General features: G+C 59.9%; 11 protein-coding genes and 2 pseudogenes. 4 read left to right on the plus strand and 9 right to left on the minus strand.

All coding sequences use genetic code 11. From position 1 onward, the window contains the following. Nucleotides 1–2 precede the first annotated feature (2 nt). The 4 genes from AB4Y44_RS03490 to AB4Y44_RS03505 all read right to left on the minus strand — a co-directional run bounded on the left by AB4Y44_RS03490 (nt 3) and on the right by AB4Y44_RS03505 (nt 4,323). The gene (locus AB4Y44_RS03490; RefSeq protein ID WP_368698724.1) at nt 3–2,216 is read right to left on the minus strand and encodes a penicillin-binding protein 1A; all 2,214 of its coding nucleotides are present in this window, start codon (nt 2,214–2,216) and stop codon (nt 3–5) included. 331 nt (nt 2,217–2,547) lie between these two features. Beyond that, entirely contained in the window at nt 2,548–2,748 is a 201-nt protein-coding gene (locus AB4Y44_RS03495; RefSeq protein ID WP_368698725.1) for a DUF1289 domain-containing protein, read from the minus strand. 3 nt (nt 2,749–2,751) lie between these two features. Further along, a complete protein-coding gene (gene dmeF, locus AB4Y44_RS03500) occupies nt 2,752–4,041 on the minus strand; it encodes a CDF family Co(II)/Ni(II) efflux transporter DmeF (RefSeq protein ID WP_368698726.1) in 1,290 nt (429 codons plus the stop codon). 9 nt (nt 4,042–4,050) lie between these two features. Next, on the minus strand, nt 4,051–4,323 hold the full coding sequence (locus AB4Y44_RS03505; RefSeq protein ID WP_028206235.1) for a metal/formaldehyde-sensitive transcriptional repressor: 273 nt from the start codon (nt 4,321–4,323) through the stop codon (nt 4,051–4,053). A 565-nt stretch (nt 4,324–4,888) separates the two neighbouring features. Here AB4Y44_RS03505 and AB4Y44_RS03510 point away from each other — a divergent pair. The 3 genes and pseudogenes from AB4Y44_RS03510 (at nt 4,889) to AB4Y44_RS03520 (ending at nt 8,334) form a co-directional block, all read left to right on the plus strand. Then, nucleotides 4,889–6,724 (plus strand): annotated as a pseudogene (locus AB4Y44_RS03510) (ABC transporter ATP-binding protein). 993 nt (nt 6,725–7,717) lie between these two features. Continuing rightward, on the plus strand, nt 7,718–8,008 hold the full coding sequence (locus AB4Y44_RS03515; RefSeq protein WP_368698727.1) for a hypothetical protein: 291 nt from the start codon (nt 7,718–7,720) through the stop codon (nt 8,006–8,008). A 77-nt stretch (nt 8,009–8,085) separates the two neighbouring features. Further along, nucleotides 8,086–8,334: a hypothetical protein gene (locus tag AB4Y44_RS03520; RefSeq protein ID WP_368698728.1), complete on the plus strand. Its 249-nt coding sequence runs from the start codon at nt 8,086–8,088 to the stop codon at nt 8,332–8,334. A 367-nt stretch (nt 8,335–8,701) separates the two neighbouring features. Here the strand turns inward: AB4Y44_RS03520 and AB4Y44_RS03525 are convergent, their stop codons facing one another. From AB4Y44_RS03525 to AB4Y44_RS03540, 4 genes and pseudogenes are all read right to left on the minus strand, one after another. Next, nucleotides 8,702–9,013 (minus strand): hypothetical protein, encoded by a 312-nt coding sequence (locus AB4Y44_RS03525; protein WP_368698729.1) that lies wholly within the window; start codon nt 9,011–9,013, stop codon nt 8,702–8,704. A 457-nt stretch (nt 9,014–9,470) separates the two neighbouring features. Then, the gene (locus tag AB4Y44_RS03530; RefSeq protein WP_368698730.1) at nt 9,471–9,962 is read right to left on the minus strand and encodes an RES family NAD+ phosphorylase; all 492 of its coding nucleotides are present in this window, start codon (nt 9,960–9,962) and stop codon (nt 9,471–9,473) included. Then, a complete protein-coding gene (locus AB4Y44_RS03535) occupies nt 9,962–10,390 on the minus strand; it encodes an antitoxin Xre/MbcA/ParS toxin-binding domain-containing protein (RefSeq protein ID WP_368698731.1) in 429 nt (142 codons plus the stop codon). Before AB4Y44_RS03535 ends, AB4Y44_RS03530 begins: the two co-directional genes overlap by 1 nt. Before the next feature lie 143 nt (nt 10,391–10,533). After that, nucleotides 10,534–10,650 (minus strand): annotated as a pseudogene (locus AB4Y44_RS03540) (ABC transporter ATP-binding protein); the annotation flags it as partial. A gap of 387 nt (nt 10,651–11,037) precedes the next feature. Here AB4Y44_RS03540 and AB4Y44_RS03545 point away from each other — a divergent pair. Further along, nucleotides 11,038–11,676, plus strand: a complete 639-nt coding sequence (locus AB4Y44_RS03545) for a hypothetical protein (protein ID WP_342921463.1) — start codon at nt 11,038–11,040, stop codon at nt 11,674–11,676. Between the two features lie 185 nt (nt 11,677–11,861). Here AB4Y44_RS03545 and urtE read toward each other — a convergent pair whose 3' ends face one another. Beyond that, the gene (gene urtE / locus AB4Y44_RS03550; protein WP_368698732.1) at nt 11,862–12,557 is read right to left on the minus strand and encodes an urea ABC transporter ATP-binding subunit UrtE; all 696 of its coding nucleotides are present in this window, start codon (nt 12,555–12,557) and stop codon (nt 11,862–11,864) included.

Below are 12,557 nucleotides of genomic sequence, written 5' to 3' on the forward strand. Positions count from 1 at the left end.
CGTCAGAATCGCCAGAAGAGGAAATGATGGTGCTTGCGCGCATGACCTGCGTTCGACGGGCTGCTCACGGGCGCAAGCTGCGCGTGGGCATCAACGACCCGCGCGCGCAGTGCCATGTCATAGAAGGCCCCCACCATCGGCAATGCACCGTGCGCGCCTTCGCCCCAGTAGTCGTTGCGCAATGTCACGCGTGCGTCGTCGAAGCCCACCCAGGCACCGGCGACCAGCTGCGGTTGGATCAGGATGAACCAGCTGTCCGTGTTGTCCTGCGTCGTTCCGGTCTTGCCCGCCACGTCGGCATGAATACCGAAACGCGTCCTGATGTCGGAGCCAGTGCCCCGATTGACGACGTCACGCATCACGTCGACCAGCTTGAGCGCAGCGGCAGGCGGTAGCGCCTGCGTTGGCCGCGCAACAGGGAACTCGGCGAGCACGTTGCCGTTGCGATCTTCGATGCGCGTCACCATGCGTGGCTCAACATAGGCTCCCCGATTGGCGATCGTGCAATACGCCGAGACCATCTCCTTGAGCGTGACCGGGCTTGTGCCGAGGGCGAGAGACGGCACGGCATCAAGGGGACTTTCGCGGACGCCCATCTCACGCGCAAGCGCCGCAACCTTTGCCGGTCCCTCCCGCTGCATGAGCTGGGCAGCCACGCGATTGCGTGAGAAGGCAAGCGCATTGCGCAGTGTCATCGGCCGGCCGGTAGGGGGCTCGGGGTCGGTCGGCCGCCACACCGCATTACCCTTCAATGCAATGGCAACGTTGCGGTCGACGATTGTGTCGCCTGGTTGCGCACCATCGGCAAAAGCCGCACCATACACAAAAGCCTTGAAGGTGGAGCCGGGTTGCCGACGGGCCTGCTGCACGTGATCGAATGGCTCATCGCGATAGTCGCGGCTACCGACCCACGCCTTGATATCCCCATTGCGTGGATCGATGGCGACGAATCCGGCCTGAACCTGCGTCTTGCTGTGGCAGAGCGCGCCCACAAACGCCGCATCCTGCGCAAGCTTCCTGACTGCGGTCTGATCGGAGAGGCCGGTCTCCCGTGCGGTCCGGTACTCCGCTGTCTGCCTGATGAAGGACTGGAACAGTTCGTTACCCGGCCAGCAGCCTGTACGCTCGTTCCAGGTGCCGTTGGCGATCCACTGCAGCTGGCTGGCCTGCCAGGCAACGGCCTGCGTCGCCATTGCCTGAAGTCGGGAATCGATGGTCGTGCGCACTACGAGCCCGTCCGAATAGATGTTGTAGCCGTTGCGATCAGCCCACGCGGTCAACCACCTGCGCAGTTGTACTGTGAAATGCGGAGCGGAGCCGACCGGTTCGGCCTGCGGCTCGAAATTGACACCGAGCGGTCGCTGCTTCAGCCAGGAATAATCAGCAGAACTGAGCTTGCCGTATTTCAACATCTGTTCGAGTACGGCATTGCGGCGTTCCAGTGCGCGCTCAGGATTGAGCACGGGGTTGTACGTGCTATTCGCCTTCAGCATGCCAACGAGCGTTGCACTCTCGAGAACGTCGAGCTCCGCAGCGGATTTTCCGAAGTAGGTGCGCGCCGCCATCTCGACCCCGTACGCGTTGTACAGGAACGGTACGGTGTTGAGATACGTCTCGAGGATCTGGTCCTTGCTGTACACGGACTCGATCTTGAGCGCAGTAATCGCTTCCTTGAGTTTGCGTGTCAACGTCGGTGCGCGACCGATTTCATCGGGATACAGGTTACGCGCGAGCTGCTGCGTGATGGTGGAGCCACCCTGTCGGGCCCCGGCAAATGTGTGCAATGCCGCCGACGGAATGCGCCTCAGGTCAATGCCGTGATGCTGATAGAAGCGGCGGTCCTCGGTCGCGATCAGGGCGTCCACCACATGCGGTGAAATCTGGTTGAGCGTGACCCATTCGCGATTGACCGGCTTGAATTCCGCGAGCACGGTGCCGTCGGCGGAGAGGATCAGTGCGGGACGGTCAACGCGGGCCTTGCGGATGTCACCGAGGCGGGGGGTAAATGGAATGAGGGCCAGCGTATATGCGAGCGACAGCGCAGGCACCGCGGCAATCGTCAGCGCAAAGCCGCGGCGTGTCGGATGGCGAATGCCGTGCCAAGTCGCGGCGAAAAGGCGCGCGGTCAATGCGCCTGCCCTGGCAGCGCCTGACCGACCGGATTTCACCCAGCGTGCGCAGAGTTCACGAAAAAGCGACACATACGGGTGATTCACGGTGGTTGAGCCATGTACGAAAGGCCGGATCGTACCAAAGCCCAGGCGGTTTTCCGCCGGTAAAAGTGCTCTGCGGGTGTGCTGCTAACAGACGATTACACTTGTTTCGATTCTGCGGCGCTCGTTCGGGAGCACCGGATCCGCGTTGAACAAGCGGGACGCACGCGTTTGCATGGCAACGACTTTCCCTCGTCGTCGGCGCCAGACCGAAAATGACGGTGATTAGTCCCGTGTCGTTGCGCGCTGGTGCCTGGATACGCCTTTGCGGCGCGTCCGTCCTCCGTGGCCAGCGTTCCGGTGCACGCGATGTCAGGGGACGAGGGGCCGGACCTCAGCCGTTTGTTTCGCTCGTGGTCGCTTTTCTAGCCAGCTTTGCCTGTCTCCGTGGACGGTCATTGACGACCTGATGCCGCCGGTGGTCCGTCATCTTCTTCCAGTTCCCGATTTCTTCGCGGGTACGAAAGCAGCCGATGCAAAGCCCGGTCTCGCCATCGAACGCGCACACATCGACGCACGGCGATTTGACAGCCATCGCTCACGCGGCGGCACGAGCCGGATTGACTTCGACCGTCACGTGAGACAGCCCCTTAAAGCGCTTCAGCGCCGCGTGATAGAAGCTCGGACCGCGTTGCGCTTCATGGGTGACGACCGACACTACCGCACTCATGTGCCCGGGACCGACGCGCCAGACATGCAGGTCAAGCACTGCGTCGCCGTTGTCTTCGACGACATGACGGACGTTTTCGGCCATGCGCTTGTCCAGATTCATGTCGAGCAGAATGCCTCCCGTATCGCGCATCAAGCCCCACGACCAGTTCGCAATGACCAGCGCGCCGATTACGCCTGCGAGCGGGTCCATCCAGACCCAGCCGAACGCACGGGCCAGCAGGAGGCCGATGATCGCCAGCACGGAAACCGCGGCGTCCGCAATCACATGGATGTATGCCGAGCGGATGTTGTGGTCGCGGTTCGCGGCAGCCTGCGCGTCGTCGTGGTCGTGCTCATGTTCTTCGAACTCGATTGAATGCTCGCCATCAGGCAGGTGGACGACGGCCCTGAAGGCATGCGGCTCGGGAATGTCGTCCTTCGACTCCAGATAGCCACCGCGATCGGCAAACGCGAAGCTCTGGTGCGTGCCGTCGGGGCGGATCGTTGTCACTGAAACAGCATTGACGTGCAGTTTCGAGGAAGCCGTTTCAGGCGTGATGCGGAAAACGGGCGGCACACCATCTTCAAAGACCGACACGGCGAAAACGCCCGCGCTACCGAAGATGCGATGCGCCTCTTCCTGGTGACTGTGTTCGTCTTGATGTCCATGCCTGTGGCCGTGGCTGTGCTCATGTCCGTGACTGTGCCCGTGATGGTTGCCGCTGAGCAGCCAGACGCTTGCGAGATTCACCAGCAGGCCAACAACTGCGATGGGGATCGCCTGGCCGAAGTGGATGGGCACGGGTGAGAGAAACCGCGAAACGGCCTCGTACCCGATCAGCAGCGCGATCATGGCGAGCACAATGGCGCTGGTAAAGCCCGCGAGGTCGCCCAGCTTTCCGGTACCGAAAACGAAGCGGTTGTCTGTCGCGTGCTTGCGCGCATAGGTGTATGCCAAAGCGGCGATCAGCATCGCGCCGGCGTGTGTCGACATGTGCAGACCATCGGCGACGAGCGCCAGCGAGCCGAAAAGGCTTCCGCCAACAATTTCAGCCACCATCATCGCACTGCACAGCGCGATGACCATCCACGTCCTGCGCTCGTTGTCTTCGTGGGCCGCGCCCAGAAAGATGTGGTCGTGCCCCGCTCCGAAAGCAGCATTTTCGAATTGACTCATGGTTCCCTCTTACTTGAAGTAGCTGTGGACTACTTCAATCAGCTGCTCGGTGCCGCTGCCGTGCTCGTCGTCCGGCTCCGCGTCGACGAGATGCGTCCGGATGTGATCCTCGAGTACCACAGCAAGCAACCCGTTCATCGCGCCACGGCTGCTGGTGATGAGCTGGAGCACGTCCATGCAGCCGCGCTCTTCCTCAAGTGCACGCTCGATGGCTTCAACCTGTCCCTTGATGCGGCGAACCCGGTTGAGCAGCTTCTGTTTTTCGCGAATCGTATGGCTCACGGCTAGCCCCTAAATACGGTAGGGGGCTATCTTACCCTGGATAGGGTACGGGGGTATACATTTATATCGAACTGGGTTCTATGGAAGGTTGTCAGTGCACCTCTACGGCCAGAGGACCGCAACCTGTCGGATAATGCGCTCGAATCGAATGACTGTTTGTCGTGCCCGGGTAGTCGTTTGGATGTCTACGCTGCGGTGTTCGCGAGCGGCCGCACCTGGCCGACTGCCGCCTGATGCGGTCGACAGTGGCCGACCCGTTGCGGTCCTTCGGGTCCCAGCGATTCCGGCGTCCTTTGTCGATTGCGGAACGGCCATCCAACGAGCGAAGTCACCAAGGTATTGGGCCACGTGCCCCGCGTGCGTTATTGGTTTGATCCGCGGTAATACGCTTCATCAGCTTTTTTCTGTTCGTGCGTACGACCGGCAGCGGCGCAGGCTATGACTTCCGGACTGTATTGCCGGTCGTGCAATGACGACACGCGGTTTCAGGAACGGCATATGCGCACATACCGCTGGCGCCACTTCTGATCAGACGGTCACCTGGCGCTAACAGGGGTGTACCGGGATGGTTACGACACGTGCAGACATTGCAGATGGGGACCCCCGAACGCAGATTCGCGGACGCCGCGCGACGGCATTGTTGCGGTATGCACGCAAACCGATCAGTCTGCTCTTACGTTACGTCCGGGCACATCCGTACGGCCACCTGGTGGTCCTGTCGGGCATCGTGGCAGCCATTGCCTGTTCGCTGGGCGCGCAGTTTGCGACGAAGAATCTCATCGACACGCTACCTGCAGGTCATGCGCATCCCGCTCGTGTAATGTAGGCATTCCTCATCATCGTTGCACTCCTGTTCGCGGATAACCTGTTCTGGCGTCTTGCAGGCCTGGCCGGCGTGCGGACCTTCGTCGCGGTGACAGGGGATGTACGCCGTGAACTGTTCGGATACCTCACCGGTCATTCGCCCGCTTACTTTTCGAACGTGCAGCCGGGAATGCTTGCAAGCCGGATCTCGGCGACCGCCATCGCCATCTTCACGATCGAAAATATGGCGGCATGGAGTGCCATTCCGACGCTTCGGTCCGTATTGGGATCCGTTGTACTTATCGGCTCGGTGAGCAAAGGGATGGCTTTCGCCCTCGCTGGAATTTCCGTATGCATGACAGCGTTCCTGTTCTGGATCGCCAGAAAGGGAGGGGAGCGTCACTTGCATTTTGCTTCTCGGGCCGCGTCCGTCGACGGAGAACTGGTCGACCTCATCGGCAATATGTCAACTATTCGGGCGTTTGATGCGATGTCACGCGAATGCCTGCGCTTCGGCAACTTTCTCGACAGCGAGATCCGCTCACGCCAATCCTCATTGCGTCACCTCGAAAAGCTCCGGCTGATCCACGCCATCATGACGGTGTTACTGTCTTGCCTGCTGCTGGGATGGGTCATCTGGCTTTGGAGCGAGGAACGCGCCACCACTGGCGACGTCGTGCTGGTGAGTTCGCTAGGCTTCGCTATTCTGCACGGCACGCGAGATCTTGCCGTGGCGCTCGTGGATATGACCCAGCATGTCGCCCGTCTTGCGGAGGCCGCGCAGTCCTTGCTCATCCCGCGGGAAATGAAGCAGGGAATGGACGTCCCGGATCTGCAGATTCGCGACGCGAACATTGATTTTGAGAATATCTCGTTCTCGTATCCGGGACGACGTCGCGTGCTGGATCACTTCAGCCTGCATATCGATGCAGGGCAGCGCGTTGGCCTTGTCGGCGTGTCCGGCGCCGGCAAAAGCACGGTACTCGCGCTGCTCCTTCGTTGGTTTGATCCACCTGCGGGCGCCGGCGCAGTATGCATATCCGGGCAGCGGCTATGCGACGTGAGCCTGAGGAGCCTGCACGATGCGGTGAGTATCGTGCCTCAGGACATTTCGCTGTTCAACCGTTCGCTGCTCGACAACCTGCGCTACGGGCGCCCTGAGGCAACGGAAGATCAGGTGATGAAGGCCTGCGAGCATGCAGGGTGCCTGGAGTTGATCCGTTCGTTGCCCGACGGCCTGAACACCGTTGTGGGTGAGCATGGATCGAGCCTTTCTGGTGGCCAGCGGCAGCGAATCGCGATCGCGCGCGCCTTGCTGAAGGACGCGCCGATCCTCTTGCTCGATGAGGCGACGTCCGCACTCGATAGCGCGTCGGAAGCTGTCGTCCAGGCTGCACGGGACAAGCTAATGAAGGGCCGTACGGTCGTGGCCATCGCTCATCGTCTCTCGACGTTGCAGAACTTCGATCGCATCGTTGTGATCCAGCACGGGCGACTTGTCGACGATGGCACGCCGCAGGAACTGACGCGTCGGCCCGGAATCTATCGCGATGTCCTGCTACGTCATGAGCGCCGCGCCGGGATAATGCAAGCGTGACACGCAGGAGGAGCGGTAACGCTGGGAAAGCGGATCTGATGACAACCGATGCGGTGTGCACGTTGACCGCTGATGCGCCTTTCGTGCTCGTATTCGGGGGGCGTTGCAATCTGCATTGGATTGCGCGGGCTCGCCGATTGAAATGCACACGAGAGAATGGATTCGTGCTACGAGGGTGCAGACAGTTTCATGGATGGCAGATCGTCTCACCTGAAGCCAGCCAGTGCATATATTCTGCGCTGTAGCGTTTCCCACCTGGAGAACTCGCCATCAAGCATCGCCAGTTCGTTCACCGGTATTGATGTGTTGGCCTGGAGTCCTGTCAAAAGCGACAGATATTCACGATAGCACTGTGCCAACTGGCGCTGCGCAACCTGCACGCGAATCATCGCTAACTGCTGTGTCGATAAACGTGGCCGACCGGATGCCGGCGGGCTGTCTCTCACGCGCATCACACGACGCGAGGCAGATGCGCGATCGCCCCACTTACACAGCATGCCCAGAAGGCACATCTGGAACGACGCAAGGCGGATGTCCGGAAGGATACCTTACCGATCAAGGCCGACGAAGGAGGGTACTTGCCCGGCGGTGTTTCCTGTCGCCCCTGACGGCGGCGGGCCAGATCAGTCGATCTTCGTTGCAAGGACCAACGAAGCGGCGGTCCGACACGCAACCGCGCGTTTCGCCGCTACTGAACGGGAGCAGATCCGGGAACCGAAGTGCATGCCGTCAACAGATTCAATGGGTTCGACAGCGTGCAGGATACCGGTCAGGAACTTTCGCTGTACAAACGGCTGGAGAGGGGTAACATGAGAGCATCAGTCGACCTGCGACCGATCCCAGCCCTCCTCCTGCAGCCTTCCTCGGGGATCGAGCCGCTTCCCTCCATCGCAGACCACGAAACGCGATCGACCGCTGTCCAGATGTGTCGAGGCCGTCGCGTGCGCCCTTATCTCCGCTTTTGCCGCAAACGTGCGGCCAGAAGGTGACACCATGACTGTCGCTACCCGTCTCTACCGTGGACTTGAGATTTGCCCACTGGTTTATCCGCACCGGCCAACCGCGTCCGGTGCCTCCCATAACTACGACGAGGGGTTTGATGCTGCTGTACGAATCCTGGGACCGCAGGAGCCCGACGGCACTCAACGGAGCCGGGTGTTTTGCCTCGCAGCCAGCCGCCCATTCGGCAGTGCGGGCGATGCGCGTCGTGCATCGATCGAATATGCAGAGCGCCTCATCGATACCTGTTCACCGGGCGAGACTGTGGTCGATATGAAGTCCTGAACTTTTCTCCAATCACGTAGCCGCTGTTCCGCGCTGGAGCAATGGCTATGGCTTTCCGATATCGATGGAGGTTCACCGTGAACAGAAACGACCTGCTCAGACGCATCCAGGTCCGCGGCCGCGAATTTATCGACGAATTTTTTCCGTCGGATGCGAACGCGGACCTGGATAGCCTGATCGGCGACCGTCGCCATGAGGTCGACCCGGAAGCGTACCGGATGTTCGTCGCAGTTCGCACGCTGTTGCGCGAAAGCGGTATGCCAGGTTGCGAGGCGGATTGCGAGGCGGGGCACATCATGGCGCTTCTCAACACTCGCGCAGCCTGACGATGACGATGGACCTTGCGGTAGATGGATGCCGCACCCGGATTGACAAGGTGAATACATGCGTTCCGATTCAATCCGTTTCAGGATCGACCCAACACCCCGTCGGGTGGACGGGGAATACATGGCGCACGCGCGCATCAGCGCCAACCGTGCGGATGGCAGCGAGTACAACGCTGCCTGATCGCGGAACAATGTCCGCCATCACGCGACGGACTTTACGGGATCTGATGGGAGGCGTATGAAAACGCGGATCGATACATTAAACGGTTGGCAAATGAAGGCAACAGTAGCAAGCAGACTTACCCCGGCGGGGGAGGCGAGGTACTTCATTGTTGAGCCGCCCGTGTACGGTGAGACATCGGAATGCTTATCGAAAATTCGCGCGGACACCGAGTACATCAAGGGTCCATTCGATGATGCCGATGACGCGTTTCGAGCGGCTTTCGATGTCTGCAGACGGGCGATCCAGCAGGCCGAAAGTTCGCGGAACGTGCAGAAGATTGACTAACCGGATTTCCTTATCGTTTCCGCGGGTCTTCCATGCTTCGAGTGTTCTCGCATCGCGGTTTTGAAATTCATGTGAGGCTTCCAGAGGCTTGTATGACGCAACGTTCTGGATAACGGGAAACGACAATGTCGGCGTGGTCGAAGAACTTGGCGCCGAGACGAAGCTTCGCAATGGGCCGCTCACTCCCGAAAGGGCTCTGGCGATCGCAGAGAAGGTTGGTCACGCGGCTATCGATGCCGTTCTGGGAGAGGACGAGTCGTAAGCATCGGCATTTCGTTCAAAAACGGCGAACACCTGGAGTTGGCAGCCCACTGGAACCCCGGACTGCGGTGTTCTTCGAAACCCGAAGCTGTCTATCGACCGCAGAAAATCGAGGGGTCGGTTTGCGAACTCAACCGAAGGCCGAAGCGGACACTCCCAGCGTGCGTATGAATGACTGCATCTGGCCCGACTGCTGTCTCTTGCGGTCGGCAGTTGCTCGCTTACGCCGCGATTTGCCTTGTGCCCCTGTTCATCCAGAATTGGCTGCCGGTATCACGCAAGGAACAACGGCCAGTTCGTCTTTGCCTGGTGAAATTTCCGACGTGATACCAGTCTGGAAGATTGCGACCGCACGGTGACTGCGCGTTCAGTGCTGTTCCGGTTTTCCCGGACTCTCTGCTGCAGGTAGAACGAACAGGCGTTCGTCCCATAAGACCGGCAGCGCTTCGGATACGACGATCCGCGCAGCGTCTGGATGGGCGGGATTCACCAGGGCGTTGGACTCGGCACGCGCGACTACCGAAGGCACGATCAGGATCGCGGAGCGGCACTCTTCCAGCCAGCGGTTTCCGAAATCACGGGCGATTTCAGTGGATGGCCTGTCCCAACCCACAGGCAGCGTGTCCGGAGTGTGCCTTTCGACCGGAAGATCATCAGGAACCTGCGCCTCGATCCACACGTGTGTCTTTGGCACTTTGCCGATCCGTGCGTGCACCAGCACCTCCAGCATGGCACCCGCGAACGTGAGCGCGCCATAGATCACGGGACGGCCAGGGCTGTTGAACCGGCCGCCAACGAGCATGGCGCCGGTGCCACTCCAGAGCGGATGCCGCCTGTCGGCAATGCGGAAAATCCTCATCAGGCTGGCAGCCCGTAAAAGAGTTTCCAGAGCAGCTCTTCCACGCGCCGCGCACCCAGTTCTGTCAGGGCGACCTCGAGCGGCGCGCGGCCTTCCAGCAGGGGGTGGGGCGTGGCAAGGAAGGTACGTGCGTCGGCAGGTTCGTCCCAGACGTAGGCCGCGCTCGCGTAGACGCGTGCGAGCCGCTCTGTCTTTTCTGATTCGTCAGGCGTGAGCCTGTCGCGACGGCGCTTGTAGGTTGCCTCGGGGACGATGCGAGCCTGAAGCGCGCGCCTTGCCTCCGCGGTCAGGGCAATGTGTTCGACGCCGTTTCGCAGGGCTGATTTGGGCAGGCCTTCTGCGACCTGCGCCTCAAGTTCGGCGATCGAATGGGGTACTGGGCTGAGGCCCATGACTGCAGCGATCTTCTCGGGGGAAACGAGTTGCATGGCGCGCTTCCGTCGTAAATCAAATGAGCCTCCATTATAGCTCATTTGAGCTAGCCGCGATGAAGGCTAACTACCCGGTCTCCATTACAGCAAGCTCAAGCCCGGCGCCGCCGCGCATAACGGCAATACGGGGTTGACCGCTGCGTACAGCGAGGAAAGATATCGCGCCCTTGCAGCACGTAAGCGAGGCCCTGCGCCAAGCGCGCATGGGTGGGCAGCTTCGTGAGCGCCTCTCCGCGCCAGGCGATCGAGCCGTTCTTCGTGGGCACGTCTGCTGCAAGCCCCTCACAGGGATCGCGTCGCCCCTTCCATTGCAGACCCCGAATCCCTCCGAACGCCCGGCGCGTACCAGCGCGTGCATAGTCCCCAGACATGTCGCCGCGAAACTCGCGGCTAAGCGCTTCGCAACGAAGCGCGGACGGGGAGGATGGCGCCTGCCTAGAGCGGATCCCTGGTTAGGGGCACTACTGTGCGAAAGGCCACAGAAGTTCGCCTGTATGTCCTGCATGGTCATGGAGGAAACGTTCGTGTCGTAACAGACAGGAAATCGTAAACCTGTCTGAAAGCGTTCGTTAAAGGTTATTCGGAAACTGCACCACCCCAATTGATGGATTTTCTATTGTCTCAAATTATGAGTGGAGACAACAATGTCAGCAATTAAATGCCTTAAACTCATCACTCCTCCCCTGATTACCATTGGAGCCAGGAAATTGCTATCTCCCGAAAAGAAGAAGGTTCTTTTCGATGGCGATGACGCAATGTTCAAGCGACTCACGGCCTCATCGAGGCTTTATTTCGAGTACGGCTGCGGAGAAAGCACGATTTGGGTAGCGCAGAATACCAATGCAAAAATTCATAGCATAGACACGAGCAAGGAATGGATTGATTTTGTGGAGACTAGAATTGACCGGAAAGATGCCACAATTGAGTGGGTAGATTGCGGTGAACTGGGGCAGTGGGGCGCTCCAATCAATTACCAAAAAAGGCAAAATTTTCTTAGATACGCCAATGCTCCATGGACAAATCATCAGAACCCCGACATTGTTCTTATTGATGGACGATTTCGCGTTCTCTGTTTTTTAATAACACTGAAATTATCCAATGAAGGGACGAAAATTATCTTCGATGATTACACAAATCGTCCCCATTATCATATAGTCGAGGACTTCATCTCTCGCGCCGACACTTTCGGCCGGCAGTGCCTATTCATCGTTCCCAGCAAGAAAAATATCGACACGAATCTTATCGACCGGATGATTGATAAATTCGAATATGTTCTTTCATAACGCCAGATGCGCAGCCCCCAGCGCACAACCAGCGGGCTGTTGCGCTTTGGAAGCTGCCTTGACGTTGCATGCGCCTGAAAGGTGGTTCAGGGGCGACGAGCGCCGTCTGGTCCCTGCAGATCCACGTAGAACTTTCGTAAGGCTGCCCGGCATTCGTCGTAGCGGCTGGTCGCCAATTTCAGGCTTCACACCGCGATCAGCTCCCGCACCCCATCCGCATCCATACTCGCGCCCGCACCACCCGCCACGATTTCACCGCGGCTCATCACCCAGTAGCGGTCCGCAATGGCTTTGGCGAAGTCGTAGTACTGCTCGACCAGCAGCACCGTCATCTGCATCTCTTCCACGAGCCGCCGCAGCGTGCGGCCGATGTCCTGGATGATCGAAGGCTGGATGCCTTCGGTAGGCTCATCGAGAATGAGCAGCTGCGGATCGCTCATCAGCGCGCGGCCGATGGCGAGCTGCTGCTGCTGGCCGCCCGAGAGGTCGCCGCCGCGCCGCGCCTTCATGTCCTTGAGCACGGGAAAGAGTTCGTAGATATGCGCGGGCACGCCTGAGGGCATGCGCTTCCTGCTTGCCGCGCCCACCAGCAGATTCTCTTCGACGCTCAGGCGCGGAAAGATATCGCGCCCTTGCGGCACGTAAGCGAGGCCCTGCGCCACCCGCGCATGCGTGGGCAGCTTCGTGAGCGCCTCGCCGCGCCACGCGATCGAGCCGTTCTTCGTCGGCACGACGCCCATGAGGCAGCGCAGCAGCGTGGTCTTGCCCACGCCATTGCGCCCGAGCAGCACGGTGAGTTCGCCCTCGGGCACCGTCATCGAGACGTTGCGCAGGATGTGGCTGCCGCCATAGTACTGGTTCAGCGATTCGATGGTTAGCAT

The organism is Paraburkholderia sp. BR10937 (assembly GCF_040965695.1).
Lineage (GTDB): Bacteria > Pseudomonadota > Gammaproteobacteria > Burkholderiales > Burkholderiaceae > Paraburkholderia.

Excerpts from the sequence above, each read along its gene's own strand:
- AB4Y44_RS03495 (WP_368698725.1), bottom strand. The coding sequence starts at position 2,748 with ATGGCTGTCAAATCGCCGTGCGTCGATGTGTGCGCGTTCGATGGCGAG.
- dmeF (WP_368698726.1), bottom strand. The coding sequence starts at position 4,041 with ATGAGTCAATTCGAAAATGCTGCTTTCGGAGCGGGGCACGACCACATC.
- AB4Y44_RS03515 (WP_368698727.1), top strand. The coding sequence starts at position 7,718 with ATGACTGTCGCTACCCGTCTCTACCGTGGACTTGAGATTTGCCCACTG.
- AB4Y44_RS03530 (WP_368698730.1), bottom strand. The coding sequence starts at position 9,962 with ATGAGGATTTTCCGCATTGCCGACAGGCGGCATCCGCTCTGGAGTGGC.
- AB4Y44_RS03535 (WP_368698731.1), bottom strand. The coding sequence starts at position 10,390 with ATGCAACTCGTTTCCCCCGAGAAGATCGCTGCAGTCATGGGCCTCAGC.
- AB4Y44_RS03545 (WP_342921463.1), top strand. The coding sequence starts at position 11,038 with ATGTCAGCAATTAAATGCCTTAAACTCATCACTCCTCCCCTGATTACC.
- urtE (WP_368698732.1), bottom strand. The coding sequence starts at position 12,557 with ATGCTAACCATCGAATCGCTGAACCAGTACTATGGCGGCAGCCACATC.